Raw genomic sequence first — 26,915 nt, 5'->3', positions numbered from 1 at the left:
CATTACCCGTTCTCTTCGCCGGAAGAAGCTCATGCTGCCAAAACGCACCCTTGCCATGCTCATCATCGCCAGCCTCTCGGCCGGCTGCGCCGTCGGTCCCGATTACGTTCGGCCCGACGTACCGATGCCGGAGCGGTTCCAGGGCCAGGGCGCGGTCGATCAGCGGCATGCGACGGCCACGGCCGACCTCGTCACCTGGTGGACGGGTTTCGGCGATCCGCAACTGACACGATTCGTCGCGCTTGCGCTGGAGCAGAACCTTGACCTCGTGCAGGCATCCGCTCGCGTCGCCCAGGCGCGTGCAGGACTTGGGGCGGCGAATGCCGCGTTGCTGCCTTCCGGCAATGTCAGCGGCCAGGCAGCCAGAGTCTATCAATCCGTTGAAACGCCCCTGGGGCGGGTCCTGAACTCGACGCCAGGTTTCGACCGCTACGGCAACGATTACGAAGCCAATCTCGGCGCGAGCTGGGAACTGGACGTGTTTGGTGGGCTGCGTCGTGGACGGGACGCGGCGCTTGCCGAGTACCAGACTTCGGAAGCGGGCGCAGCGGCCACGCGCCTGGCTGTGGCGGCACAGACCGCCGACATCTACATCAGCATCCGTGGCTTGCAAGCCCGTCTGATGGTTGCCCGGCGGCAGGTGCAGACGCAGCAGGATCTGCTCTCAACGATCAACCTTCTGTATGGCAAGGGGTTGGCGGCCGAGCTTCAGGTGAGGCAGGCCGAGGGGGCGCTTGCCCAGGTCCGGGCATCCGTCCCGGTCCTCGAGACGGGACTGGACGCGGCCATGAACGCACTGGATGTGATGCTGGGCGCGCAGCCCGGCACGCATCGGGCGGAACTGTTCGAAGCGGGCGACATTCCGGCCGCCCCGCAGATCGGAGCCACGGGATCGCCGGGCGAGCTGCTCAGGCGCCGGCCTGACCTGATCGTGGCCGAGCGACGGCTCGCCGCATCGAATGCACGTATTGGTGTCGCCATCGCCGAGTACTACCCCAAGCTCTCCCTGAGTGGACTGATCGGTAGCGCGACATCAGTGGCCAGCGGCGATCTGTTCTCGAGCGGCGCCAGCCAGGCTGCCGGCGTGCTGGGTCTGCGCTGGCGTCTGTTCGACTTTGGCCGGATTAATGCGCAGATCAGCGAGGCCCGGGGCCGGGAGGCCGAGATGCTGGCTGCGTATCGGCTTGCCGCGCTACATGCAACTGAGGACGTAGAGAACGCTTTTTCGGCACTGGTCAAGCGCGAGGAACAGGCCGCTGTACTCGCCCAGGGCGTGGATTCGCTCGGCCGCGCGCGAGGGGCTTCGTTTGCGGCCTATCAAAAAGGTGTCGTCAGCCTGATCGAGGTCCTGCAGGCCGATGAAAACTTGCTGCGCGCCTCGGATGAGCGAGCGCAGGCGCAAACGGAATCAGCACGTGCAGCGGTCGCTGCCTTCAAGGCACTCGGGGGTGGTTGGCAACCTGGCGAATCCGAGGCGGCGGTAGCCATCAGGTAGCAACTACACGCGCCTATAGCGCTCAAGGAGGAGCATGGAATTTCGCCATCTTCGTTGCTCCATGGCCATTGCTGAGGACTCCATTTCACCCGTGCACCGGAACGGCTGCCTGTCGAACCGTCCCCGCCGTCGCCTGCCATCAAGGAATGGAAGCGCAGCGTTTCGCCTGCACCACGCGCAGCACCCGGCTGATTCATGTTCGGGTGCGCTGATGGAAGTATTCGGTCCGCAACCCGCACGTCAACCCGCGGGATGGGCAATCGGCTTTCATTACAAGGCTGGACGTCCAAAATTCAATAACGCGAATTACATGTGCCAGATGGCTGGGTACCTTGTCGTATGCCACGCAAACGATTGACACGGGAAGAAGCCCGCCAACAGACCCGCATGCGTCTGCTCGACGCAGCGGCCTTGAGCATTGCCAGGAAAGGGCTGGCCGCGACCAGCGTAGAGGAAATCGCCGCCCGGGCCGGCTATACCCGCGGTGCGTTCTACTCGAATTTCAACAGCAAGAGCGACCTGTTTGTCGAACTGCTCCGTCTCGATCATCAGAACATCCGCGAAAACCTGCGGAAGCTGCTAGACGCCGCCCCGTGCAGCGAAGAACTGCAAAAGCAGCTTACCCTGTTGTATGCGCAGTGTTATCGCGACGACAACCACTACGTCATCTGGGCTGAGGCACGTCTACACGCCATGCGCGACGAGAAATTCCGGCAACGCGTGAACGTTCTGTGGCTGGAAAAGCGCGATATGGTCGCGTCGATCATCGAGCAGTTCTGCAAGCGCGCTAACATGCAGTTGCCTGGCCCTTGCGCCGACCATGCGCTCGCTGCTATCGCACTGATGGACGGTGTCCTCTACTTCAACATGACCATGCGCAACGAGCTGCCGAACGCTTCGGTCGAAGCGGTGTGGTGCAACATCTTCACGAGGATGTTCTTCAGGCCGTCGTGCTAAGTGAACCCTGGCTTGATCTTGCCCGCTCTTCCACAGACATCCCGTTAAGCGACTCAATCCGTTACCCCGTACTTGCCAGGTCAGCGAGTTGTCGTTCGCGTGAAGCCGTCAGAGAGCACTTTGGTCGGCAGAATGTCCAAGTTCGTGAGCGGTCGTTGGCGCGCGGCAGCGTCAAATGGCGGGAGAGGGGCGACAAGCGACGGTGGCCTGTCGCTAACGTGCTTTATTTTCCGTTTTCTGAAGCGCCCCCAAGTCCGGCTTGCCCGCTGCATCCAGCCCGCCCCTCACCGTCGAGCCAGGCGTTGTCGACCGGCAATCCGGTTAACGCGCCGCGTAGGCGGGGCATGCGGATTGTCCAGTCGTTTCCGTTGTGCGTGAAAACTTCACGTTGCCGGATTCAGTCCTGCACATCAGCCGGTAGCCGTCGACCTTTATTTCGTATGACCAACCGTCAGCGGCCGGCGGCCGATCGCTATTCGGCGTCGTTTTGGGGATAGCTCCCGCGCCACGATGAGATTTGCGCCTGACGGTCCTAAAAACGGACACAGTCTGAAGACTTGTTTCTTGATCAGGTTTGCCGCCAGGCCACTGTGCCGTTCACGTCATCAATTTTCAGTCGTCGCAAAACAGCGCTGGCCAATAAGCTGGCCCGAACGGCGTGGGCAATCACGGCCCGCAACACCGTGTTTGACGCCGGGTCGGCTGACTCTCCGGCTTGACAGCTCAAGGATTGCAACCAGAAGTTCGGTATTAGTCTGCCGGTCGGGCAGGCCGTCATCAGGCGCCTGCCGGCTGTTCTGGCCGAGCACACGCTACCGCCGCATCCTTTCCGTCGAAATATTCGAAAAGTAAGGACGGCTTCGCGGGATTGGCATGCAACATTGCTGCAACGGGAACTGTTCGTTGCCTCCCGCGCGCTTGTAATCCGACAGTAAGTGGATAAACTGCCGCTCAACGAATTGGCATTCAGGCTTGCGCCCCCCGCCAGGCCGTTGTTTCACAAACCCACGTCCGTTGTATCCGACGCTCGATATGGAGGTCTCATCATGACTAAGGCTAAGGCATTCATCCCCGCTCCCGTTGTCGCGTCAGTGCTCTCCATCCCCACGTCGCGTTCGCACACAGCTGCGGTCCGCCAAGGCTTGAGCAAGTGCGTGCGGAACCGGTTCAGCTCCAACAGACGGGCTACCACGACCGCTCGAGCGCCGATATGCAATATTCGATGAACTTCCAGGCCGCGCTACCGCGCGTGGCGGCTCAGCAGCAAGCATTTGAAAGCTACGGCGGCGCGAACAGTTCGTCGACTGTGGGTCCGCCAGCTCACGTGGCTTCGGATAAGCCGGTCTGCTTCGGTAGCTGACTGGTGAGCGGTGCCACCGCCGATCGCTCGCAATTTGTCCGGCCGAGCGATATGCCGGCGGCCCGCACCAGCTTGTCGGTTTGCCAATATGGCCGCTACTCTGACTGCCAGCGGGCCCACCCTCAACCTCAGGAGAATAGAAATGAAGCAGATTCACTTTGCAATGTTTGGATTCCTTATTAGCACATCGGCGTTTGCGCAAAGCAGCGTGCCGCCGCAGCTTGCGTCCGCTGCAGCCGCGACCGGCGGCTCCACCATCAAGCTCACAAAGGAGCAGGTGCAAGCCGCCATGCCGCCTCTCGCCGCGCATTTCGATGAAATCGACACCAATCATTTGGGCTATGTCACGCCGGCGCAGATCCAGCAGTATGTGTCGAACCACCCGCCGCAGTTGCCCCCGCCTCCCTCGTTCCCCCAATGAGCGCCCGGACCGCGCTAGCTAACCTTCTCGCTCCGCTGCATGCCGCTTCGCGACAGGTCGCCTAATTCTTGCGCGCGCAAGCCATTGAGCGACTTGACGGGACAGCGATGACGATAGACAAGGACAATTACCCCAAGATCATTACTTGGAGCGCCGCTTCGCGGCGCCCCCTCTCATCGGACTAAAAGGCGAAGTTTCGCGAAGCAGAACCCGATGAAACTCCAAAGTTTTTTTCTTCTTTCAACCGTTGCAGCGTCGGGTTTGGCTGCGCATATCGCATTGGCTCGCACGACCGTCGATATGCCCCTCATGGTGGCTCTACCGCCCCCGCTACCTCCGGTCATCGAGGCACCTGGTCCCGGCCCCGCTCCTTCAATGCCCAGCCCAGCCTTGCCCACCCCGCCGTCGTCGCAACCGGGCCAACCAGTCTCGGCCGGGCCTCCCCGCCCCCCTATCGAGCTCCCCGCGCCGCCCCCGTTTGTCGCGGCCGCAGCGTCTCGGCCGGTGAGCACCGTGGCGCAAGCGCCGAAACGTAAGCCTCATCGGCAAGCTTCCTCCCACCCGGCGTCTAGCCCAGCAGCAACCGTAGTCGCGCAACAGGCCGTCGCGCCGAAGGCGGCGTCGGACATCTCAGCATCGATGCAGCAGAGCGACACATCGCAACCAGCGTCAGGGCCGTCAAGAGTCCAACTTATCGCATGTGGGGCTTTGGGCGCGTTGCTCATCGGCGCTCTGTCTGCATGCGGTATGCTTCTCGCCGCCAATCGTCGCTTGCGCCTGAACGTGGCGACGACCGCGTCCGATTCGTCGGACCGCAAACGCGGATGAACACGTGCAAGCCAGCGGCGAGCGTTTAGCTTTGCTGCCCGGCGGTAGCAAGACGAAGGCACTGCGAGCCGGCAGTGCAGCGGTGACGGTTAGGCAATATTATGGATCTGCAAATTGTATCGGCTGCCGTCCTCCGCATTGCGGACGCCGTAAAACGAAAGTTCTTCATTTCGAACTCGTGCTCGAAGCCCCGTGAATCACACACGACCACCTTCACGCGGATGTCGAGCCGGTGGCCGTCGAATTCCACTACCTCATACGGCCGAGTCGCGGCCGGACTCTTTATGTCATCAGTGCGCGGCTGACCTTTCAGGGGCGAGACCCCGCCGAACGTGCGGCCGTTCCATGACCGCGCGGCATCTCAGCATTCAGTCGCTGCGACAGCGAGCGGATCGCGTGCCCGGCCGTGTTGAACGGATAATCCGCGGCTGTCAGCCCGCCCAGCCTTCACCGTCGCAGGAATTCATCGTGCCGCAACTGCAAGCGTCGCAGACATGGCGCGATCGCCCATCGGAGTTGATTTGCTGCAGCAGGACGCGGCGCTGCTTGACCCGCAATAGCAACCAGGCCGCAAGCGTCGGATAACGCCCGAAGAGTTGCGACAGCACTGTCAACTTCTTCTCGACGTTAGACATCGGCATCGCTCCCTCACCAGCTCCAGTGCGTGGCAGTGATCTAGCGAAACCAACGACAAAACGCGATGAATCGTAAAGAGCTCCGGACAGTTGCAGGGCTAAAGCCTCAAGCGGGGGGCGTTGCGCTGTTCCGGGAAGACGAATTTCTGGGACTTGCGGTCGAAGCCGTCGCGAAGGCACGTCCGCAAATTCCATGCACAGCCATTGCGTGCGCGAGGGTGCCACCGCCTCGATCGGGAAGGCGTCTCGGACCGCCAGACTCGGCAGTTGGGCCAACGTCCAGGCCGTCGTGCGAATCTGCATCCACAACTCCAGCACGGCGCGGGACTGCTGCAGCGGTTGCTGATACGCCACCAGCGCTTCAGATGGTGAAACCGCCTTTCGGATGTTTGCGTGCACGTACTGTCACGTCGCGATCTAGCAAGCAGAACTGGGCGGTTCCATGTTCCGTTCAAAAAACTCCGCGGTATGGTCGATGAACGCCCTGACCTTCGCGGGTAACAGTGCCCGTCCGATGTATGCCAACCGGACTTCCGCCGCTGTATCGGCGATCTCGAAGTCTTGCAGCAGACGGACAAGCCGTCCGGCTTCCAGGTCCTGCTCAACAAGGGTAATGGGCAGCAGACCAATACCGAACCCTTCGAGGATGATGTCGCGATTGAATATCGGGTTGTTCGAAGCGATCTCATAGTTGATCGGGACCGCGACGTTTTGCTGGTCCATCCGAAAGGTGACGAATGGCTTGTGCATTGACGGAGGGACGGCGACGAACACATGGTCGACCAAGTCAGCGGGATGTCGGGGCCGAGGACGCCTGCTCAAATAAGCTTCCGTTGTGACAATAACGAGCGGCACCCGCTGCAGAAGCCGCGTCACAGCCAGGTCCGTAGCCAGCATGAAAGGAAGCACGATACCCAGATCGTAACCGTCAGCCGTCAGGTCGACGGGCCGCTCAGTCAATGTGATATCCAGGGTGACGTTTGGATGCTTGCGTTTGAACGAAGCGATCAGCGGTGCGAGCCACGTTAATGCGGCTGTCGTATGCGCGACCAGTCGCAATACCCCCGTCGGCAGTCTACCGTGACCCGCAGCGCTGGCTTCCAGGCTGTCGAGATCGTCGAGAATGCGGCAACAACCGAGGTAAAAGCACTCAGCAGCTTCGGTTAGCGAAAACTGCCGGGTCGAGCGATGAAATAGTCGCGTCGCCAAGCGCTCTTCCAGCGCTGCGATTGCCCGCGAGACGACTGAAGGCGACAGATCCATCATTTCGCCGGCACGCCTGAAGTTTTTTACTTCAACAATTGTGCGGAATAGGCGCAAGCTTTCGATATATTCCATCGTTTACGTCCGTCTGCTACATGACGATTCAGGCAGGCGCAGGCTCGGCCAGCCTGCCGTTTTTTGCAATGACTGCTGACGCCCGGATGCGCGGGGTATCCTTGCGTTCGCTAGCGCTGTAATATCGCGCGCGCCGAGGCATCGGCAAATTCGAACAAGATCAATTGCGCTGCTTTATCGTGCCAACGCTTTTCGCGCAGATCATCGCGTCAGCGTTAGCCGGTGCGCTCCCAAGGACGCGCGGCTTGTAGATCGCATCTCCGACTTTAATGGACCGGCCGGTCAACACACAGATGCCTGGCACGCACGCGACGACTGCACGCCATGTCTGATAACCATAGTGTCCGGAGCGGGCATCGCACCAGGAAACAATCAGCGTTTGAGCGGTCGGCTGGTCAAGTATGCGTGCGATGGGCTCGGCTTTCGATCCCATCCACCGTCTGCGAGACAAACCTTCGAGGACAGATCCGCCCCCAGTGGGTGGTTCGCCGAGCCTTACGACGGTCATCCTCCATACATCAACAGCGCAATTCATAATCCGCTTTCCCCAGTGCAATGTTCGAACGCTTATACGTCGCGCCACCGCGAGTTGCTGCTTTCATCGATAACTATCGCTCGGATTGCATCGACAGAGATCTTTCTGACGCCTTTGCCCCAGGCAAGATACGTCGCGTTTTCATAAATGGCGCGTAGAGGGAATACACGTCGGCCTCTGGGAGTTCCTGTTGAGTCGGGGAGATCGATCGGCAAGCGTTGACTGGAACGCGGCCATTCAGCGCAAACGTCGACGCGTGCACTGTGCGCGTTGCCGGCATATACGCTGTTGCAGGCGGCCGCCGCGATGCTGCGGGCAGCCTGGGCCAGGACAGCATATCGGCAGCAAGGCGAGCAAAATCGCTGCCCCCCGGACAAGCGGGAAATGCATCGGTAACACAGCGCGATAGCTCCGCCGCTTGCGTAGTACGCGGATCATTTGAGATGCTGCCTGCATCGAGAACCGATACAGCCAGATAATCTCGGGCGAGAACTTCGAGGCTCTCCAGCACCGAATGAGTGTCTGCTTCATCGTCAAGCAGGCTCACAATAACGCGGAATTCCTCGATGCCTTGTGCGAGACGCAGGCGCTTCATGCAAACGTAAGTGTCCGCTGCTGCGTCAGCCGACAGGCGCATGACGACGACAATGTGCTGAGCCTGCAACGCAAGTGGTGACAGCGCGCCATTGGTGTCGAGTGTCGCATCAATTAGCACGATGTCCGGGGTGTTTCCGTCCACCGCGCCGTATTGCAGGCCGGCGAAGTCTTCGCGATCCCCATGGACTGCGCTCGTCGAGGTGAACTGCCCCGGACGACTGTCCACCGCTAGCACGCGCGGCAGCTTGCGATGTACTGCGGAAGCCGACTCGTCGGCGGATTGAATGGCTGCGAGCATGGCGCTCGCCGATCGCTCATCACGACATTCGTCGACGACCAGCACGTTCATACCCTGTCTGGTTAGCGCAATTGCGAGATTGACAACGGCAGCAGTGCGGCCGACTCCTTCCGGGCCGGCTGTGACAGCGATCACACGCGCAGCATTTTCGGCAAGCATCTGGCCCAGCTCGAGCGCGTGACCGGAGACAATATTCTTCATTCATTCCCCACCTATTGAGACGTCAGTACCCACCACGAGCCGTATTCGTAACCCGCCGCACGATCAGTCACAACGCGCCGACTCAGCGATCGCACGCGCATCCATGCGTGAATTGTATGATACTTCGTCATGGTTGACTATAACGTCGTCAATGAGTTTATTATCATATATGATATAATCAGGCAAAAGTGTGACGGAAACGAGCTCACCGCTCCCATTGTCAAGCCGTGTCTTTGACATCGGGAATAACAAAGGTGCGCATTGTTGGAATAGGCGGACCATACGTACTACCGGCCTGCGCAAAGGGATCCGCGGCGTCCGGGCTCGTCTGGAACGACAGGAGCAGGTGCTCTGGCCTGCGGTGAATGCCATGCAGGCGGCATAGGCGAGCCAACCCTGCAAGAACGGCCGCCTGTCCACTAAACCTGAGCGGAATACCAGGAAAACCCTAAAGGCCGTCAGGTTCATGCCGTTAAAGCTCGCAGCGACGATAGGGCTGCGCCGTGTGCGCGTCCACCCTCCAAGGAAAGCCATGCGCAACAACAATCCTGTCACACAGCAAGAGTTCGAATTCCCCTCGTCGCAGATGCTCGTTTCTGCGACCGACCTGACCGGCCGCATTGAGTATTGCAATCCGGCCTTCATCGCCGTATCCGGTTATGCGAAAGACGAGTTGGTCGGCCAACCGGAGCTGTTCGGCGTGGAGAGTCGCTTTACCCGTCATGCGAAGCTTGCGACTCGCCGTCGCTTCACGTTCGGGGCCGGCGCTATCGCCCTTAAAGTAGTGCGAGTCGATGGCCGCACTCCCCGTCGTCGCCGCGACCGCCACGATCTGTAACCGCGCATACAGCAGGTTTTCCCAGGTGCCTTCGGCCGCAAGGCCGGCCGCCATGTCGCCGCCGCGCAGGTTAAACGGTTAAGCTCGCAAACGCGTCCATGCGCTTGCGCCATGTGATCGACAAGGAAGACTGCGCGCGCCAGTTCGACCATTGGGATGATGCCGATGCTGGACCGTGCGCCATCCAGTATGTCAGCCACAATCGCGCCCGCGTTCAATGGCGCGGGTCCCGCGTCATGTTCAGCCCTCCGCGCATTCATTCTGTTCGGCGCTGGACAATGATCGCGTCGATCGTGTGGTCATTCCAGAACACCTGGTGAATCCTGGCCTGAAGCAGTTGCAGCGCTTCCGGTTGCAGATCCTGGAACCCAAGCAGCACAGCAGGCCGGATTCCGGTACCTGCCATGCGCTCAATGGAAACAAACGGCGGGAAGCCATAGCGGCTCAAAAACCCCAGAATGTCTTCGTCTGAGACAGTGCTCTCGACGGTTTGCAGCAGTAGCTTAGTCACGATGTCCTTCTCCTGTGCAGTGTCACGCCATGATGTTCACGCCGCCATCGACGTACAGCGTTTCCCCGGTCACTTTCCGCGCGTACGGCGTGGAGAGGAAAGCGCAGGTGTAGCCGACGTCCATGATGTCGACGAGTTCGCCGAGCGGCGCACGGTGGGCTGCTTCGTTGAGCAGCAGACCAAAATCCTTGAGTCCGGAAGCGGCGCGCGTCATTAGCGGACCCGGTGAGATGGCGTGAACGCGGATGCCCTGCGGACCCAGTTCATGGGCGAGGTAACGCGCGCAGGCTTCGAGCGCGGCCTTCACCGGCCCCATGACGCTATAGTTCGGTACGACCTTGCTCGCGCCGTGATAGCTCATGGTAAGTAGCGTGCCACCTTTATCCATGAGGGGCGCGGCGAGCGCGGCCATACGCACGAAGGAATGGCACGAAATGTCCATCGCCTGCGCGAACCCCTCGCTCGAGCAGTGCAACAGGCCGCCCTGAAGGTCGTCCTTCGGTGCCCACGCAATCGAGTGCAGCACGATGTCGAGGCGTCCCCAACGCTGGCCTATTTCCGCAAACACCGCGTTGAGCTGGTTCGCATCCGCAACGTCGAGCGGTAGGAGCATGTCAACCTCTAACTCCTGCGCGATTGGCTCGACCCAGGCTTTGGTCTTTCCCGGCGCATAAGTGATTGCAAGGTCAGCGCCGAGTTCGCGAAACGCCCTGGCGCACCCGTATGCAATCGAGTGTTCGTTGGCTATGCCCGTGACGAGCGCCTTCATGCCTTTGAGCAGGGGGCCTGCCGGCCCGCCGTTTTCCGTTGACATCGCTTTACTCCACGATAGCGCGGGTATGGCGCGCAATCATCAGTTCTTCGTTGGTCGGAATGACCCACACAGGTAGGGCGCTTGAAGCGGTGGTCACGAGCGGTCCGCCCTTCAGATTGGCCGCGACGTCCAGCTCGGCACCGAGCCACTTCGCTGGACGCACGACAGCCTCGCGGACCGCCGCCGCATGCTCACCTATACCGCCGGTAAAAACGAGCGCGTCGATGCCATTCATGGCGGCGGCAAGCGAGCCCAGTTCGCGTGAGATGCGATAGACGAACAGATCGATCGCGAAGCGGGCGCGAGAATCGTCGCTCTCGAGCAGCGTGCGCATGTCCCCGGACACGCCCGATACGCCGAGCAGCCCGGACCGGCGATACAGGAGATCCTCCACCGCACGCGCATCCATGCCACGCTCTTCCATCAGGTACAGCACCACGCCGGGGTCGAGATTGCCGCAGCGGGTGCCCATCGGCAGGCCATCAAGGGCAGTAAAGCCCATCGTGCTGGCCACGCTCGCGCCCGCCACGAGGGCGCACATGCTCGCGCCGTTGCCGAGGTGCGCAACCACAGTGCGCCCCGATGCCGCCCGGGGTGCGACGTGGGGCAACACGCTGGCGATGTACTCGTACGACAACCCGTGAAAGCCGTAGCGGCGCACGCCGAGGTCTGTGATCGCCGCCGGGAGCGCGAACGCCTGGGCCACGTCCGGCTGCGTGCGGTGGAACGCCGTATCGAAGCACGCCACCTGCGGCACGTCTGGCTGCATGTGGTCGAAAAGACGTATCGACTTCAGGTTATGCGGCTGATGCAGTGGTGCTAGCGGCGTCAGCTTGTCCAGCTCGTCGACCACGGCAGGGGTCAAGCGAACCGGCCCGCTGAAGCGCTGCCCGCCGTGCACCACACGATGGCCGACGGCCACGAGCGTGTGTCCTTCGCGGTGCTCCTCGAGGAACACACCGATGTGTTCGAGCCCGTGCCGATGGTCCAGCTCCGTACCGGCAGTCCATTCCTTCGCGTGGTGCTCGCCGTGACGGTCCAATGCTTCGAACCTTGCGTGCGACGTATAGAGTCCATCGACCTGGCCATGCACGACCAGCTCGAGCGCACTACCCTGCTCTTCGAACGCCGAGAACTTGATACTCGACGAGCCGGCGTTGAGGACGAGAATCACATCTGCCATGGCATCACCCCACGATCTTTGCCGCCTCGCGCCGCGCGCGGGCAACGAGCACGGCCACCGCGCACGAGGCGAGGCGGGTAATGAGCGAATCGGCCCGGCTCGTCAGGATGATGGGCACGCGCGCCCAGCACGATACCGGCGGCGTCCGCGCCCGCGAGGAAAGACAGGCTCTTGGCGAGCATGTTGCCCGCTTCGAGGTCGGGCACCATGAGCACATTGGCGCGCCCCGCCACCGGCGACTCGATGTGCTTGATGCGTGCCGCCTCGGCGTTGATGGCGTTGTCGAGCGCAAGCGGACCGTCGACGAGTGCCCCGGTCACCTGCCCGCGGTCCACCATCTTGCATAGCGCGGCAGCCTCGATTGTGGACGGCACTTTCGGGTTCACTGTCTCCATAGCCGAAAGAATCGCCACCCGCACTTCCGGAAACCGCAAGGCGTGGGCAAGGTCGATCGCGTTCTGCAGGATGTCGACTTTTTCCTCAAGCGTCGGAGCGATGTTGATCGCCGCGTCGGTCACGATCAGCGGATCAGCATGGCCCGGCACGTCCATCACGAAGCAGTGGCTGATGCGCCGGCCGGTGCGCAGTCCCGAATCGCGGCGGACCACTTCTGCCATCAGTTCGTCGGTGTGAAGGCTGCCCTTCATGAGCGCTTCGGCCTTGCCTTCGCGCACGAGCTGGACGGCCGCGGCCGCCGAAGCTTCGCTGAACGGCGTGTCGACGATCGGGTAATCGGCGATCGAAAGACCGCATTCCGAAGCGACCGATACGATGCGCTCGCGCGGACCGACGAGCGTGGGCGCGATCAGCCCTTGCTGCGCGGCCTCGACCGCCCCCTGCAAGGAGCTCCTGTCGCAGGGATGAACGACGGCCAGAGGCATGGGCGCGAGGTTACGGCATTGCGCGATGAGCTCGTGGTACTTGACGTGTCTGGATTCCATGGCGGGTTCCCTCACTGACGGGTTGGCGGCACTCATGATGCCGTGGCCCGAACGCGCGGTGTGCGGGCCTTCGGGGTCTGCGACTCGCTTGCGGCTGTTGCGCCGAGCACTGACCGGATGGCGCGCAGCGCCTCTTCCTGCGCGGGTGTCGGCGGGATGCGCAGCACCCGCCGGTCGGCCAGCAGCTTGTCGAGCAAGGTCAGGAGCCGGTTTCGGTCTTCCGGGCTGGCGAGCAGGTCGGGCAACGTCTGGATAGCCTGTTGCGGCTCGAAAGTCGCGATGAGTTCCTGCTCCCCGCGAATGCGCCGCCAGTCGGCAGGGGGCAGATGCGGCAGGTAGTCGGCATATTCATCGACAAGTTGCTTGACTGTCTCGATGCGCGATAGCGGCAGCGGCTCGCCCTTTGGCGCGAGGAGGAACGCGGTGCGCGCGACCGCCTCGTTGTAGCCGCCCTGCCTCAGCGAGGCGAGCGCCGCCTGGACGAACGGCAGGCTGCGGGGGTCGGAGCCGACGGACGTATCGGTCCCATGTTCGCCGAGACGGTCCGGGTCATGCATTGCGAAAAGAATCGCGTAGATGGAGAAGAACAGTGCTTCGATGCTGGCGTCTCTTACCGCCCGGAACTGGTCGAGCGAGGCGCTGATCAGTTCTGAGCCGCGCTGCTCGGCCGTGCGCCAGGGTTCGAGGTCGCTCGCGGGCTGCCGGCTGGCTCTGACAGCATCTGCCATCGGACGCAGCGCGGCCAGCCACGGATTCAGGTCCGAGAATGCCCAGCGCTGCAAACGCAACGGGTGAAAGTCGCGCAGCAGCCGCGCGGTTGTTTCGTTCGACGCACGCTGCACAAAGGGTTGAACGAACAGCTCGTAGGCTCGCTGGTTGAACTCCGACACCGCCGCCACGGCCTTGAACGGCTTTTCGTCCTCGCGCCGCAACTCGTTGAAATGCTCGATGGCTTCTTCCAGCCGGTGTTCGGTGAGCGAAACCTCGTATTCGGTTTTGCCGTCTGCGCCCTTCACCTCCTTGATCGACATGCCGTAGAGGCCCGGCGCAAGCGTCTCGATTGTCTCCAGCACGTTGAAGATCTGCGTGTATTCCTTCTTCGCCACCTTGCCAGAAACGAAGATGCCGAGATGGCCGACGTCCTCATGCATCAGGGCGACGATGACCTGGCCGCGCGCCTTGATCTCCTCGGTGCTGCTGTACATGTCAGCGACCCAGTTGAACGCCTGTTGCGGCGGCGTGATGTTGTCGCCCATCGACGCGAAAAGGATGATGGGCGAACGGATGGCGCGCAGATCGAAGGACTTGCCCGACGGGCCGGACACTTCGCCGGACCACAGCTTGTTGCCGATAAAAAGGTTACGGGTGATCCACTCGATCTCTTCCCGGTTCATCAGGTAGTAGCTGCCCCACCACCGCTCGAACTCGATAAAGCGCGCAGGTTCCGTATCGATGTTGGCGAACACGTTGTAGTACTTGTCCCAGAACGTGTTGGCGGGGTTCAGATACTCGAAGTTGTTCACGAGATGCGCGCCGTCGAACTTGCCGTTGCCAAGATCGGCCGACAGGGACGAGAGCCACGTGCCGCCCAGAATGCCTCCGGCATAACGCATCGGATTGGGCGCCTCACTCTCGCTCCACGCCCCGCTCCAGTAAGACATGGGCGCGCCGTTGACCAGGATGGGACCGGTGTCGTCGGGCGACGAACTGGCAAGCATCATCGCGGCCCATCCGCCCTGGCAGTTTCCGACGATTGCGGGCTTCGGGCTGTCTGGATGCAGTTCGCGTACCTTCCGTACGAACTGCTGCTCGGCCGCGCACACGTCGAGCAGGGTCTGGCTGGGCTCTGGCTCCTGGAAGAACACGACGAAATAGACCGGATGACCCGCGCGCAGGGCAACGCCGACCTGCGAATCGTCCTTGAAGCCGCCGATGCCGGGACCGTGCCCAGCGCGCGGATCGATGATCAGATACGGGCGCTTCTTCACGTCGACGAAGACACCCTCCGGCGGCCGGATCGACAGCAGAGCGTAGTTGACGGGCCGCTCAAAGTGCCTGGCGTCGAGCACTACGTCATAGTCGAAATGCAACGCGGGCTTGATCCCGGCCTTGTTGCGCTCGATGAACTCGTTGCCGCGTTGACGCAAGGCATCCCAGAACAGGACGGAGCGCTGCGCGAAATCGACCGCATAGTGCCAGGCACCCCATGGTGTGAACTGCGCCGGGTTGGGAATCGCGGCCGCGGACGTGCCATCGCCCCCCTTGATTGCGTCGCTCGTCCTCTGCCCGAACCGTTGCCGGGCATCTTCCAGGCGATTGTGCAACAGGCGCAGGATTTTCAATGCGATCTCGTGATTGCGTGTCGGCTGTGTAACCTGGTCCATCTCATGAATCTCCTTAAGCGAAGCGACTTAACCTGGCACAACTGCTCATTCCGTTGCCTGGTTGCGCAGAGAAGCCTAGATGCCGACATTCCGGGCGGCACCAAGCACAGACAATCCTTTATTTGACAACTGTATCATTTATGACCTTATTCTCATTATAAACCCAGTCAATGACCGAACGATGGAGTTCAGCGGATTGCGTCGTTTCGCCGCAGCATGGGAAAACTGCCTGCAAAAACTATTGGACGCCGTCTCGAAAGCCAATCAATCCCAGGGTGAATATTGCCAACGCCGGCGTGGCTCGTAGAATGCGTCCTGCCGCGTCCGTCGCGTAACCGCGTTCCTCGCACGGCGCGCAACCGGCCGCCTTGGCGGCAATCGGGTGAATCGTCGGCAAGCGTTGCTCACCTGCGCGTATGCCGGCCTGACCGGCGTGTCCAGCCGGGTTTTTGCCGCGAGGCGCTCGCCGCGCATGGTGTTCCTCGACCCTAGCGAGGCTGTGCAACGCGGTGCGGGACAGCATTGGCAACTGGTCTCCCGATTCATGGCAATGGCGGCGCAGACCTTCGATATGCAACTGGAGGTGCTGTACGCGGAAGGTGACGACCTAATGATGCAAAGTTGCGCAACGCACCGACATGCCGGACTCCGTAGCGCATTGACTCATCAGAATTGCAACGCGCGCTGCCGGTACCGATGCCCGCAAGCTGTGCCAGCAACGCCATGCCGGGGTGCGCGCCACTGCGCACCTGCTGGTCCTGCTGCGCTTCGAGCAGGCGGATCTGTTGGCGCACCAGCGCGAGCCGCTCACATTCGCGATCAATCTCGGCGCGCAGACCGGGCGCCAGCAGCTCGCGCTGCCGGGCCCACCAGTGAGTCCAGATCCGGTCACCGACATATCTGACCCGAAGATTGGGCAGCACAAGCAGGGAGCGCATCCGGTTGGTATGCGCGGTACGTTCCTGCCGCAGGCGTTCGAGCTCGCGGTGCAGGCGCCGGTCGTCTTCCTGCTCAGGCGTCGGGATGCGCGCCATCGCCCACACCCGCCGCTCGCCGGTGAGATAACGTATGAGCACGGACATCAGCTTGTCGCTGTCGAGCCGGTCCGTCTTCGCGCGACGGGCCCGCCGGTTCACCTCGATACTGGCTGAATCCACCACGCTCCACAATGCCCTGTTGAGCCAGCCAGCGGTGCAGCCAGAAGCCGTCGCGGCCAGCCTCATAGCAGCTGTAGACGGGTGTGTCGGCGCCGAGGTAACAGCGCGCCCTGGCGTTCGCGATGGCGGTGAGGACCGCTGTGGTGTCGCCTGCGCCTACCGTACAGCGGCTCGGCGCACGTCGGCCATCACCCAGTGAGAGCTTCCAGCTCTTCTCGCCCAGTTCAAAAGCCATGTACAGCCGGCCACCAGCCGTCGTAGATAAAGTCTGCCCGGTCGAATCGGCCATGGGAATTCGCGCCTGATGTCGTGGGCTTCGGCAGCATGACTGCAATCCCTGAATCCGCGCGCTCCTTGATCTGAGGCCCACTATCCGTGCCGTGCCAGCAGATTGACGGTGGCTGAACCACCGGGCCGAATCCGACGACCAGCACCTCGACTGCCTGGAGCAGTCCACTCGCCGACGGCTGAACCAGATCCCGAAGACTGGACGACCCGATACTGGTTTTTGCTCCTGTCTCCACTGTCACTCCATCTGTCTATCTGTTTGTCCGGCTTCGAGCATTCGCCTTTCCTGACATTACGCCCATTTCTGACTATATTGTCATCAGAGACATTCGAATCTATACTTAGGCATAGATAAAGACACCTGAAACCGTCATGAGGGCCGGCCGGGGATTCATGAAATTTCGCCAAAAAAGGTTTAAGGCGTTGATCAGGAAAAAAATTTGGTTTCGGCGTGGGTGCCGTTGTCGAACGCGGCGTCTCGCAAAGTCGAACCCCGACGACGGCAGCGCTAATCGTCCGCCACCCACTTCGGCTCTTCGACCCGGCACGACTCTAATGGCAGCTCCCAAGGTATTTCGGTCAGAACTTTGCTTAGCACTTGCTCGTTGCTGTAACTGAGAGAGGTTCTCAGACACAGTAAGCGGTCTCTTCCCCAGAGGCTCTGATTGCCGCTCATCCTCGGCCTCTTGTGTCTCGCTGGAATATCTTATTACAAGGCTCATCCACGTCATGCGCGCTAATTTGCCCGTCACACAGCACGAGTACGATTTCCCGCAAGACGCGACGCTCATGTCAACGACCGACGCGCAGAGCCACATCACTTCCGCGAATGCCGCGTTCGTCCAGGCGAGCGGATTCGACAGCGATGAGATATTAGGGCAACCTCACAATCTCGTGCGGCACCCGGACATGCCCTCGCAGGCTTTTGCGGACATGTGGGCAACGCTCAAAGCCGGCCTGTCCTGGATCGCGTTGGTGAAGAACCGGCGAAAAAACGGTGACCACTACTGGGTACGGGCCAACGCGACGCCCGTGGTCCGCAACGGGCAATTGGTCGGATACATGTCGGTGCGCACCAAGCCCAGCCGCGACGAGGTCGCGGCCACCGAAAAGATTTATCGCGAGTTCCAGGACAACAGGGCTGGCGGCCGAAGGTTTCATCAAGGCTTGATCGTCCGCACCAGACTGTTTGCGTGAATGTCGCTGCTGCAGACGATGTCGGTACGGTGGCGCATTCGCGCTGGTCTGTTGTCATTGCTCGCGCTGATTGCGGCGTGCGCTTTTTCGTTCGGTCTGCGTGGCGCGATGTTAGGCGGGTTTGCTGGGGTGGCAGCAGTGATCTCGCTGCTGACTACATTCTGGCTCGAGGCACAGGTTTCGAACCCGCTACGACGCGTACTAAAGCAGGCGCTTGCGGTCGCGGCGGGCCAGCCCGGCGAAAACGTTCAGCTGAACCGAGTGGATGAAATCGGGATGATCCTGCGGGCGGTCAATCAGTCCGGACTGAACTTGCGCTCGCCGGTTGACGACGTGAGCGAGCAGCTTTCTGGGCTACAGACTGCGAGCGGCGAAATCGTTGCTGACAACAACGATCTTAGCGTACGCAGTGAACAGGCTGCGGCGAGCCTCGAGGAAACCGCGGCATCGATGGAACAGATGACGGCGACAGTCAAGAACTATGCCGACACCGCTGCGCAGGCGAGCCTGCTCGCCGGTTTGACAAGCGAAGCTGCCGCGACGGGCGGTGTCGTGGTTGGAGAAGTGGTTGATACGATGGCTGCGATTACTGCAGCCAGCAAAAGGATCAGCGAGATCATCGGCGTGATCGACGGTATTGCGTTTCAGACTAATATCCTGGCTCTCAACGCGGCAGTCGAAGCAGCGCGTGCCGGTGAACAGGGTAGAGGCTTCGCGGTAGTGGCTGGCGAAGTTCGCACGCTCGCGCAACGCTGCGCCAGTGCGGCGAAGGAAATAGCGGGCCTGATAAAAGACAACGTACAGACCACCGAAGCTGGCAGCGAACTTGTTAATAATGCGGGAGCGGCGATGAAGGACATCATGACGCAGGTTGCTCGCGTGACGGATCTGATTAGCGAAATCAGTTCTGCCACGAAGGAGCAGTCGAACGGAATCAGCCAGGTCAACGTCGCCGTCACCCAGCTCGATCAGATGACGCAGCAGAATGCGGGGTTGGTGCAAGAATCGGCCGCGGTGGCCGACAGTCTTGAAGCAAGAACGCAGCAATTGGTTCGGGCGCTGGCGGTCTACAAGGGTGCCGAAACGATCTCCCGGGAACGTTAACGCCCCCCTCTCGATTATCGACATTCCTAAATGTCTGGTTCCGAATGATATGAAGAGGCGCTTTCGACCTGACACGAACATTCAGTGATCGACCCGGTCGCCTTGAAAGCGGTCGTTGCCAGCACCAGCGGCCACACATGCATGTGATTTGAGGCAAAGTTACATGCCGGCGTTACAAATCCAGACGCGTTCCACAACACCGGCGCAAACATGGTGCACCAGCAACCACTGGAATTGCTCCGCAGTGGGAGTCCAGAATATTGCAAGAATCAACTTTGTACTAATCGTTGAGCGCGCGTGGGCAATCACCCAGATCAACATCTTTGAATTCTACCCTACGTATGATTCCACTCAGGAAACCGGGGCTGCGGCAGTCTCAGGAGCCATCAGGTCTGGGCTGCTTTTTTTGCCCGGCAGGGGCACGCCCAGGCCCGAGGCTCGCAGCGTCCAGGTGGCCCTGCACCTGATCGTCGTACCAGGCGGCGGCGGCAAGCCCGAGCATGGTCAGGTCGTTGGGGATAAATCCGGGCAGTGCCTCGCACGCCGCGCGGATTGCCATGAGGTCCCCCGATTCGGCCGCCTCGGTGGCGTTCAACAGCAACCCCAACCCGCCATGCCGTTCGAGAAGTGCGCGTCGGATATCGGTGTGAATCGGCAGCGTGGACACGCTGTCCTCGATCGCCGTGCCGAACAGCACATGAACCAGCGAGAACACGCCAGTCATGAACGCCGTATCGGCAAACCGATCGTCATCGAGCCGCAGCCGGCCCGCGGCAAGTTCCATGAATCGCGCGCGCGTGGCACATAGCCGCGTCAGGGGATCGGAGCGCAGCGTGCCGAGATGGCCATCTGCAAACAGGAGCAACTGGGTCCAGCGCGTGATTTGCCGCGTGCCCACTACCATGATCGCTTCGCGCAGTGACGAAATTGTTCGGGGAAGCCCAACCGCGCTTGAACTGAGCAGACGCAACAGTTGAATGACGAGGTTCGGAATCCGCTTGAGTTCAGCTTCGAGTTCGACAATCCACGGTTCGCCGCTCAGCAGCACCAGCATGCGCAGCAGCGCGTCGCGCGATGGCGTGATACGCCGCGATGTCAGCACCTGCGGTTTCGCAAAGTGGTAGCCCTGAAACAGTTCGAAGCCGGCGCGCATGGCGGCGTCATGGTCTTCCGGTGTTTCAACTTTCTCGGCGATCGTCACCTTTCCGTGCAGCATGACGGCGCCGGCCATTTCGGCAAGACGCTCGCGCGGGCATTCCATCAAGTCGATCTTGACGATATCGACGCACGGCAGAAACGCGAGCAAACGCGGGGACACCTCGGAAACATCATCCAGTGCGAGCCGGAAACCCGCGCGCCGCAGGTCGTTGCAGCGCCTGAAGAGTGCCTCGTCGAACGTTACCGTTTCGAGAATTTCGAGCACGAAGCGCTCAGGCGGCAACAGCCGGACAAGGTCGGACGTCAGCGCCGTCCGGTCGACGTTCACATAGGCGGTGTGTTCGCCCAGCGCAGCGCGGAGGCCGATGTCGCCGACGAGTCTCGCGATGACCTGCGCGGTGGCATCGGCCTCATCCGTGACCTGGGCGATATTGGCGGTCCCGGCGCGGAAGAGCAGTTCGAACGCGATCAACGCTCCGCTGCGGTCAAGAATCGGCTGCCGCCCGAGGTAGACACATTCCGGTGTGGCCGCTTTACTGTTCGACGCCAGTTGACCGTCGGTGGGGGCCGGCGAAGGTACTCTTGCCTTCAACTTTGAACACTCCCCTTTCTGTTAAGGTACCGTCAACGCCAGCCGGGCAGGCGCCGCACCTTCTGCGATTGCAGTTGCGCGAAGCGGAGGTCGTGACGACAGCATGAAATGCCACGCCGACACGGTCCGGCTTCTCGATCCGCACGCAGGACAAAATGATGCGGCTGAGGTTATTGACGCCTGGTCGGTTCCTGACCCAATGAGGCGAGAATGGCATTGGTGAGTTCGAGCAGTGCAGATTGATATTCGGCGGGCAACGCCAGATCGTCCATCAACGACATGGCCTCTTCAATGCCCTGTCGAAATGACCAGGTGACCTCGGCGCGCTGCAACGTCGTGAGGTGAGGCAGGACGGCCTTTAGAAACGTGGCCAGCACCATCGCCCGCGCGCAAAGAACAAACGTTTTCGTGGTGTTAGCGGCCATGAGCCCGGCAATCTCATCCAGCACCTCGTCAGCATTGTTCAATTTCAGCCTCATTCGGAATGTCTGCCATCCCGCGCAGATCGGTGCAACAGTCCGTGGCACCCTGTTCGTCCCGGCTGCACACCTGGTCGCGACCGCGCTGTTTGGCGCGATACATCCGCCGGTCAGCCATATCGACCAGGAACTTCCAGTCGCTGGCCTGATCAGCCATCAGTTCGGCAATGCCGACGCTGGCGGTTACCGGGGTATGGTCGGGGTTCAGGCCAAAACCTATGTTGCTCAGGCGCGCCAGCGCAGCTTCCGCCTGTACCAGTTCGGTGTTGGGCATGATCACGAGAAACTCCTCACCACCCCAGCGGGCCAGCACGTCGCCGTGTCGCAGGTTGTGCCTAACGATGCAGGTCATGTTGACCAGTACCTTGTCGCCCGCTTCGTGACCGTACCGGTCGTTTATGTTCTTGAAATGATCGAGATCGATGAAGGCGACGGACAGTCTTGCGCTGCTGCGAGAGGCAAGGCTGAATTGCAGCGCCAGCACTTCTTCGCCACTGCTGCGCGAGAAGGCGCCGGTCAGGGGGTCCCGGACTGCCTGCCGCACCAGCACGATCATGAACGCCAGCTGGCTCATGTCCGCCAATGCGGACACGCCAGTGATCAGCACCTGCAACCAGAAAGAGCCGGCAAACGACGGCCAGTCCACGGTTGTCCATCGTAGTGAGCCGGCAATAGCATGGGCGATCAGGATTGGACCCGCGAACATCAGGGTCTCGAGCAGCGTCAGGGGAAAGATGGACAACCCGGAAAGCAGTACGAAAGGCAGGAATGCATAACCGGCACTGATGGCCGCCGATATTCCCGTGAGCTGGTAGCGGCCAAGTAGCACATACGAGGCGACATAAAAAACGGTAGGGATCGCAAAGAGCAGCGCCATGGCGCGATACGCGTCGAACAGGCTGCCATTCGGGCGGTACAGCAACAGGCTGGCGAAGGTACCGCAGGCAACCAGGCGAAGCAGCGCGAGGCTGAGCCACAGCGGGAAGGGAAAGACAATCAGGTCGACACTGCTCCATAGCGGCGTCAGTACGGCGAACAGAAAGGCAAGCAGACGGACGCGGTTAACGATCATGGTTGCCCGTCGACGCGTCAACAGGACCGGATGCTGATGGGGTAGTGTCAACCATCGGAATTCCGTCTGTTCCAGTTCTCCCGGAATGAGGTCAGTCAGGCGTGACAATATGACGTCTGAAATGCTTTTCATGATTATCGTTAAAGGATGTCCAACATCGGTGCTAACTCCGGCTGCGGCAATCCGAGTGACAATCGTCCTCAACGAATGCCGTGTCCCTCCGCCCTACCTTACCGCGCAACGCTCGACGGTAAGCTCTCGTCGCCAGATCAGAACCGATAGTCCGAATTACTCGCCGCCACCATGATTGATGTAACGAGGTCTTGACGCGCCGATCGATAAGCCGTGCTGCGTGGTCCACCCCTCCGCGGACTGCTGCACGCTATTCCCGTTGAGCCTTGACGAGGTGATGTCACGCACGCCGTCGAGTTACGATTCGCTGCGGAGGTTGAAAATGCTCACCGTGGCCTCGAGCGATTGAGTCTGCTGCTGCAGATCAGTCGAAGCCGCCGCAGATTGCTCGACAAGAGCAGCATTGCGCTGCGTGAGTTCCGCTACCTGCCCGACCGCATCGTTGATTTGCGTGATCTGCGCGCTCTGCCCCCGGCTCGCAAGCGCAATGTCGTGCAGCGTGTGAGTCAATCGCGTAACGGCCTGCTCCACGGTGCTCATGGTCTCGCCGGCGCGGGCGGCTGCTTGCGCGGCCACCGTCACCGTATCAAGGGAACTCTCAATCAACGTCTTGATTTCCTTCGCCGCGCCGGCCGCCCTTTGCGCAAGACTACGAACTTCGGTGGCCACCACGGCGAACCCGCGGCCGTACTGGCCAGCCCGGGCTGCCTCCACCGATGCGTTGAGCGCGATGATGTTCGTCTGGAATGCGATCGCATCGATCACAGATGTGATCTCAGCGATCTTGCGCGAGCGTTCACCTACATGCGCCATCACCTCCACGGTTCTGTGCACCTCCTGTGCGGCCACTTCTGCGGATTCAGCGGTCTTCTGCCCGGTGGCGTTTGCGCGCTCGGCGCCGAGTGCGTTGTGCTCCGCAGTTTCGGTAATTTCAGCGAGGCTCGCGGTCGTTTGCTCAATCGCGCTCGCCTGCTCGTCCGTCCGATTGGCAAGGTCAGCGTTCCCATTGGCGAACTCCTGAGTCGCATCGCGAATTACATCGATCGAGATCTTCGCATCGATCAGGACACCAACCAGCTTTGCGTTCATCTGATTGAGCATTCTGCCAAGCAGCCTGGTCTGCGCGTCACCTCGTTCTGGAAACAATTCCTGAATGTGACCGCTTAACACATTGAGTGCGCTGCCATTAAGCACTTTCAACGGGGTGAGTACGTTCCGCGTCAGATAAACGCCGCATGCACTCGCGATCCCCATGCCCAGACCTCCAAGCAACCATGCTTGCCATAGCTGGGAAATGCCCGGCAGCAGCGGACGATGCACGCTGAATGCCTGCAACAGGAACACCGCAATCAGCACCGCTATAACGACCCAAAGACGCAGATCGACAGGCAAGCGGAGCAACCGATCCACCCTTCCGCCGACTCCCGCCCGCCTGACATCGCCGCCGGATAATCGCAGCCTTTTGCGTCCTGAAGCGCTCAACGTTCCATACAGACGCATTGCTTTGGCGATCTGTTCCTTTGACGGCTTGGTCCGTACCGACATGTACCCCACTTTCTGGCCACGCTCCAAAACGGGTGTGACATTTGCGAGAACCCAATAAAACCCGCCGGTTTTGCGGCGGTTCTTGACAACTCCAGTCCAGGGCTGGTTCCTGCCGATGGTTGCCCACAAATCGCGAAATGCCTCGACAGGCATGTCCGGGTGTCGAACGATGTTCTGGGGCTCGCCCATCACCTCCCCGCGCTGATAGCCGCTGCTCCTCAGAAAGGCTTCATTGGCGTACACAATGCGGCCTGAGACGTCGGTACGGGTGATGATGACGTCTCGTTCAGACAACACATATTCTTCGTCAGTGACTGGTAGATTCTCGCGCATGTCTTAAGCCTGTTCGGTAGCGGTTGCTAGCGTGTCGTTCGTTTGCCGAAACTGGTATTGATGCTCGACATGGAGACCGCACCGAACGCCAAGTGCTGTTCGTTGCATCTGGTGCGCGGGGGCCGGCCGAGTCAACAGGTAACCTTGCGCCCGGTCGCAACCGATCTCGCGCAGGAATTGCATCTGCGACTCCTGCTCGACCCCCTCGGCCACAACAGTGATGCCGAGGGCTTTCGCCATCGCGACGATCGCCCGCACGATCGCGCCATCGGTCGTTTCTGGCCCTATCTGGGCCAGAAACGACCGATCAACCTTGAGCGTATCCACCGGTAGCGTCTGCAAATACGCGAATGCTGAGTACCCGGTGCCGAAATCATCAATCGCCAGACTGATGCCGCGCCCCGCCAGTTCTCGCAGCAGCGCTCCTGTGTCTTCACGGCCCGTCATGGCCATGCTCTCAACGAGTTCGAATTGAAGGCGTCGGGCAGGCAATCCGGTATCGCTCAAGACACATGCAACCTCATGCAGAAAGCCATCGTGCCGGCATTGCTTTCCTGAGAGGTTGACTGCGATTCGTCCGAAGTCGAATCCTTCATCAAGCCATGTACGTGCCTGGCGACACGCTTCGCGCAGCACCCATCCACCGATTGGAACGATCAACGCAGACTCTTCCGCAACCGGAATGAACTGATCGGGGGAAATGAGGCCTCGCTTAGGATGCTGCCATCGGATCAACGCTTCGACGCTTGTGATGGCGCCGGTCTGCACGTCGTACTCGGGTTGGTAATGCAGATGGAACTCATTGTTCTCCAGGGCGTTGTGCAGTTCGCTCTCAAGCACAATCCGCTCCATCGCGGATGAGGTCATCGGGGTCGCAAAGAACTGGAAATTGTTCTTACCAACTTCCTTTGCCTCATACATCGCTTGATCCGCCTGCATGAGCAACTGTTTCGGATCAGTCCCGTCATCGGGATACAAGCTGATTCCGATGCTCGGCGTGACAAACACCAGTTGTGCGCCGACGTCGATCGGCTGGCCTACGGAGGTCAGGAGCGACTGCGCGATCTGCCCGACATGGCGGACGTCCTCTATGTCTTCGGCGACAATCGTAAATTCGTCTCCGCCCAGGCGGGCGACCGTATCGGTCTCCCGTACGGCGCGCTTCAGTCGCTCCGCAATGACTCTCAGTGTTTCGTCGCCGATCCCGTGACCCAGCGTGTCGTTGATCAGCTTGAAGCGGTCAAGATCGAGGAACATGACCGCGGCCCGCTTTGATGTGCGCTGCGCTCTGACCATCGCGTGGTTTAGGCGTTCGCTGAACAATGTTCGATTGGGCAACCCGGTGAGCGCGTCATGTGTGGCAAGATAGCTAAGACGTTCTTCAGCAAGCCGACGCCCTGTTATGTCCGAGAAGATCGCCGCGTAGTTGGAGCATCGTCCGTCCTCATCGCATATGCCAGATATCGAAAGGTATTCGAGGTAGATTTCGCCGCTTTTCCTGCGATTCCATATCTCCCCTTTCCAATGTCCTCTTTCGCGCAGGCATTTCCAGAGCTCACGATAAAAAGCAGGCGACTGGCGTCCAGAACTCAGCAATCTGGCGTTTCGGCCAACTGCCTCCGCCTTCGTGTAGCCTGTTAATCTGGTAAAGGCGGGATTGACTCTCTCGATGTTCCCCTGCAGATCGGTGACCATCACACCGTCCAGCGACGATTCGACCACCCGGTCGGCAAGCCGCAAGTTGTAGCGCGATTCGAACAATGCATCGTCGCGCTCGCGAAGTGCCGTTTGCAACTCGTGAACGTATTCATATTCGATGTCGTTCAGAATGTCCGCCAGACCCAGTACGCCAATGAGGGAATCCTGGCTGTCGACCACGCCGACATGTCGCATACGGTGCTCCACCAGAAACTGCCGCGCGGCGTAAAGACTCTGCGCATTCCGCAACGAACGCAGCGGACGGCTTGCATAGGTACCCACCGTACCGAGCAACGCACCGCTCGCTACAAGTCGAACGATGTCGCGCTCAGTCAGAATGCCGTGTAGGCCCTCTGGATATTTGACAACGATCGCACTCAGACGCTGCGACCGCATGAGCCGCATCGCCTCGTTCACGTACAGATTGTGACTTACCAGAACGGGCACCGAAACCTTTACGGATTCAATGGATTTCATCCGAAGGAAAAACTCGGCGCCTTGACTCATGACGAGGTCGGTCTGCGTCAGAATGCCGAGCGAGCGTCCCTGATCATCAACGACCAGGCAATGACGAATGTCTTCGCTCCTGAAATGCACGGCGGCATCGCCGAGACGAGTGTGCTCCGATAACGACAGGACCGGGTGACTCATCACCGAGTCGATTGGCTGAAACAGAACGCTGGGATCGTCCGCGAGAGCCAGGGCATCATGCTCGGTCCATATGCCGATGGCTTGTTGGCCGTCCACCACAACCATCGCGCTACATCGTTGCTCTGCCATCCGCTTGGCAGCGTCCTTGATGGGCGTGCGGGGCGGGCACTCGA

General features: G+C 60.7%; 19 protein-coding genes and 2 pseudogenes. 5 read left to right on the top strand and 16 right to left on the bottom strand.

The genetic code is table 11. From position 1 onward, the window contains the following. The first annotated feature begins 31 nt into the window (after positions 1 to 31). The 3 genes from WN982_RS25500 (at position 32) to WN982_RS25490 (ending at position 4,233) form a co-directional block, all read left to right on the top strand. Positions 32 to 1,495: a TolC family protein gene (locus WN982_RS25500; protein WP_341318409.1), complete on the top strand. Its 1,464-nt coding sequence runs from the start codon at positions 32 to 34 to the stop codon at positions 1,493 to 1,495. Between the two features lie 387 nt (positions 1,496 to 1,882). Beyond that, positions 1,883 to 2,452, top strand: a complete 570-nt coding sequence (locus tag WN982_RS25495) for a helix-turn-helix domain-containing protein (protein ID WP_341318408.1) — start codon at positions 1,883 to 1,885, stop codon at positions 2,450 to 2,452. Positions 2,453 to 3,954: 1,502 nt separating this feature from the next. Further along, positions 3,955 to 4,233 carry an EF-hand domain-containing protein gene (locus tag WN982_RS25490; RefSeq protein ID WP_341318407.1) on the top strand — a complete coding sequence of 93 codons (279 nt, stop codon included), beginning with the start codon at positions 3,955 to 3,957 and terminating at the stop codon, positions 4,231 to 4,233. A 1,259-nt stretch (positions 4,234 to 5,492) separates the two neighbouring features. Here WN982_RS25490 and WN982_RS25485 read toward each other — a convergent pair. The 4 genes from WN982_RS25485 to WN982_RS25470 all read right to left on the bottom strand — a co-directional run bounded on the left by WN982_RS25485 (position 5,493) and on the right by WN982_RS25470 (position 8,665). Beyond that, positions 5,493 to 6,095, bottom strand: a complete 603-nt coding sequence (locus WN982_RS25485; protein WP_341318406.1) for a hypothetical protein — start codon at positions 6,093 to 6,095, stop codon at positions 5,493 to 5,495. A gap of 18 nt (positions 6,096 to 6,113) precedes the next feature. Beyond that, entirely contained in the window at positions 6,114 to 7,034 is a 921-nt protein-coding gene (locus WN982_RS25480; protein WP_341318405.1) for a LysR family transcriptional regulator, read from the bottom strand. Positions 7,035 to 7,194: 160 nt separating this feature from the next. Beyond that, positions 7,195 to 7,467 carry a DUF3331 domain-containing protein gene (locus tag WN982_RS25475; RefSeq protein WP_341318404.1) on the bottom strand — a complete coding sequence of 91 codons (273 nt, stop codon included), beginning with the start codon at positions 7,465 to 7,467 and terminating at the stop codon, positions 7,195 to 7,197. Between the two features lie 175 nt (positions 7,468 to 7,642). Continuing rightward, positions 7,643 to 8,665, bottom strand: coding sequence for a MinD/ParA family protein (locus tag WN982_RS25470; RefSeq protein ID WP_341318403.1), 1,023 nt, complete (start codon positions 8,663 to 8,665; stop codon positions 7,643 to 7,645). A 532-nt stretch (positions 8,666 to 9,197) separates the two neighbouring features. Here WN982_RS25470 and WN982_RS25465 point away from each other — a divergent pair. Continuing rightward, positions 9,198 to 9,503, top strand: coding sequence for a PAS domain S-box protein (locus WN982_RS25465; RefSeq protein WP_341318402.1), 306 nt, complete (start codon positions 9,198 to 9,200; stop codon positions 9,501 to 9,503). 256 nt (positions 9,504 to 9,759) lie between these two features. On the opposite strand, the gene WN982_RS25460 is transcribed toward WN982_RS25465, so the two are convergent. The 7 genes and pseudogenes from WN982_RS25460 to WN982_RS25430 all read right to left on the bottom strand — a co-directional run bounded on the left by WN982_RS25460 (position 9,760) and on the right by WN982_RS25430 (position 17,017). Beyond that, entirely contained in the window at positions 9,760 to 10,014 is a 255-nt protein-coding gene (locus tag WN982_RS25460; protein ID WP_341318401.1) for an RNA-binding protein, read from the bottom strand. 22 nt (positions 10,015 to 10,036) lie between these two features. Beyond that, a complete protein-coding gene (gene fabI, locus WN982_RS25455) occupies positions 10,037 to 10,828 on the bottom strand; it encodes an enoyl-ACP reductase FabI (protein WP_341318400.1) in 792 nt (263 codons plus the stop codon). A gap of 4 nt (positions 10,829 to 10,832) precedes the next feature. Continuing rightward, positions 10,833 to 12,011: an acetate/propionate family kinase gene (locus tag WN982_RS25450; RefSeq protein WP_341318399.1), complete on the bottom strand. Its 1,179-nt coding sequence runs from the start codon at positions 12,009 to 12,011 to the stop codon at positions 10,833 to 10,835. A gap of 4 nt (positions 12,012 to 12,015) precedes the next feature. Continuing rightward, positions 12,016 to 12,952, bottom strand: a pseudogene (locus tag WN982_RS25445) (phosphate acetyltransferase). A gap of 32 nt (positions 12,953 to 12,984) precedes the next feature. Next, complete coding sequence (locus WN982_RS25440) at positions 12,985 to 15,336, bottom strand: DUF3141 domain-containing protein (RefSeq protein ID WP_341318398.1); 2,352 nt, start codon at positions 15,334 to 15,336, stop codon at positions 12,985 to 12,987. A 542-nt stretch (positions 15,337 to 15,878) separates the two neighbouring features. Continuing rightward, positions 15,879 to 16,559, bottom strand: coding sequence for a hypothetical protein (locus tag WN982_RS25435; protein WP_341318397.1), 681 nt, complete (start codon positions 16,557 to 16,559; stop codon positions 15,879 to 15,881). Between the two features lie 158 nt (positions 16,560 to 16,717). Next, complete coding sequence (locus WN982_RS25430; RefSeq protein ID WP_341318396.1) at positions 16,718 to 17,017, bottom strand: hypothetical protein; 300 nt, start codon at positions 17,015 to 17,017, stop codon at positions 16,718 to 16,720. A 493-nt stretch (positions 17,018 to 17,510) separates the two neighbouring features. On the opposite strand from WN982_RS25430, the pseudogene WN982_RS25425 reads away from it, so the two are divergent. After that, positions 17,511 to 19,082, top strand: a pseudogene (locus WN982_RS25425) (methyl-accepting chemotaxis protein). 376 nt (positions 19,083 to 19,458) lie between these two features. Here WN982_RS25425 and WN982_RS25420 read toward each other — a convergent pair. The 5 genes from WN982_RS25420 to WN982_RS25400 all read right to left on the bottom strand — a co-directional run bounded on the left by WN982_RS25420 (position 19,459) and on the right by WN982_RS25400 (position 26,871). Beyond that, positions 19,459 to 20,832 (bottom strand): EAL domain-containing protein, encoded by a 1,374-nt coding sequence (locus WN982_RS25420; RefSeq protein WP_341318395.1) that lies wholly within the window; start codon positions 20,830 to 20,832, stop codon positions 19,459 to 19,461. 170 nt (positions 20,833 to 21,002) lie between these two features. Further along, positions 21,003 to 21,299: a hypothetical protein gene (locus WN982_RS25415; protein WP_341318394.1), complete on the bottom strand. Its 297-nt coding sequence runs from the start codon at positions 21,297 to 21,299 to the stop codon at positions 21,003 to 21,005. Further along, positions 21,286 to 22,515 (bottom strand): GGDEF domain-containing protein, encoded by a 1,230-nt coding sequence (locus WN982_RS25410; RefSeq protein ID WP_341318393.1) that lies wholly within the window; start codon positions 22,513 to 22,515, stop codon positions 21,286 to 21,288. The genes WN982_RS25415 and WN982_RS25410 overlap by 14 nt, the downstream gene beginning before the upstream one ends. A gap of 297 nt (positions 22,516 to 22,812) precedes the next feature. Then, positions 22,813 to 24,393 (bottom strand): methyl-accepting chemotaxis protein, encoded by a 1,581-nt coding sequence (locus WN982_RS25405; RefSeq protein ID WP_341318392.1) that lies wholly within the window; start codon positions 24,391 to 24,393, stop codon positions 22,813 to 22,815. A gap of 3 nt (positions 24,394 to 24,396) precedes the next feature. Further along, on the bottom strand, positions 24,397 to 26,871 hold the full coding sequence (locus WN982_RS25400; protein WP_341318391.1) for an EAL domain-containing protein: 2,475 nt from the start codon (positions 26,869 to 26,871) through the stop codon (positions 24,397 to 24,399). Positions 26,872 to 26,915 lie beyond the last annotated feature (44 nt).

The sequence above is a fragment of the Paraburkholderia sp. IMGN_8 genome (genome assembly GCF_038050405.1).
In the GTDB taxonomy this organism is placed as follows: Bacteria; Pseudomonadota; Gammaproteobacteria; order Burkholderiales; family Burkholderiaceae; genus Paraburkholderia.
The sequence above is the reverse complement of the archived record's forward strand: the minus strand, read 5'-3'. Positions and strand labels throughout refer to the sequence as shown.

What these genes read in the sequence shown, in the direction of transcription:
- WN982_RS25500 (WP_341318409.1), top strand. Translation starts at nt 32, where the DNA reads ATGCTGCCAAAACGCACCCTTGCCATGCTCATCATCGCCAGCCTCTCG.
- WN982_RS25495 (WP_341318408.1), top strand. Translation starts at nt 1,883, where the DNA reads ATGCGTCTGCTCGACGCAGCGGCCTTGAGCATTGCCAGGAAAGGGCTG.
- WN982_RS25490 (WP_341318407.1), top strand. Translation starts at nt 3,955, where the DNA reads ATGAAGCAGATTCACTTTGCAATGTTTGGATTCCTTATTAGCACATCG.
- WN982_RS25480 (WP_341318405.1), bottom strand. Translation starts at nt 7,034, where the DNA reads ATGGAATATATCGAAAGCTTGCGCCTATTCCGCACAATTGTTGAAGTA.
- WN982_RS25475 (WP_341318404.1), bottom strand. Translation starts at nt 7,467, where the DNA reads ATGGGATCGAAAGCCGAGCCCATCGCACGCATACTTGACCAGCCGACC.
- WN982_RS25470 (WP_341318403.1), bottom strand. Translation starts at nt 8,665, where the DNA reads ATGAAGAATATTGTCTCCGGTCACGCGCTCGAGCTGGGCCAGATGCTT.
- WN982_RS25465 (WP_341318402.1), top strand. Translation starts at nt 9,198, where the DNA reads ATGCGCAACAACAATCCTGTCACACAGCAAGAGTTCGAATTCCCCTCG.
- fabI (WP_341318400.1), bottom strand. Translation starts at nt 10,828, where the DNA reads ATGTCAACGGAAAACGGCGGGCCGGCAGGCCCCCTGCTCAAAGGCATG.
- WN982_RS25450 (WP_341318399.1), bottom strand. Translation starts at nt 12,011, where the DNA reads ATGGCAGATGTGATTCTCGTCCTCAACGCCGGCTCGTCGAGTATCAAG.
- WN982_RS25440 (WP_341318398.1), bottom strand. Translation starts at nt 15,336, where the DNA reads ATGGACCAGGTTACACAGCCGACACGCAATCACGAGATCGCATTGAAA.
- WN982_RS25435 (WP_341318397.1), bottom strand. Translation starts at nt 16,559, where the DNA reads ATGAGGCTGGCCGCGACGGCTTCTGGCTGCACCGCTGGCTGGCTCAAC.
- WN982_RS25410 (WP_341318393.1), bottom strand. Translation starts at nt 22,515, where the DNA reads ATGAAAAGCATTTCAGACGTCATATTGTCACGCCTGACTGACCTCATT.
- WN982_RS25405 (WP_341318392.1), bottom strand. Translation starts at nt 24,393, where the DNA reads ATGCGCGAGAATCTACCAGTCACTGACGAAGAATATGTGTTGTCTGAA.
- WN982_RS25400 (WP_341318391.1), bottom strand. Translation starts at nt 26,871, where the DNA reads ATGGCAGAGCAACGATGTAGCGCGATGGTTGTGGTGGACGGCCAACAA.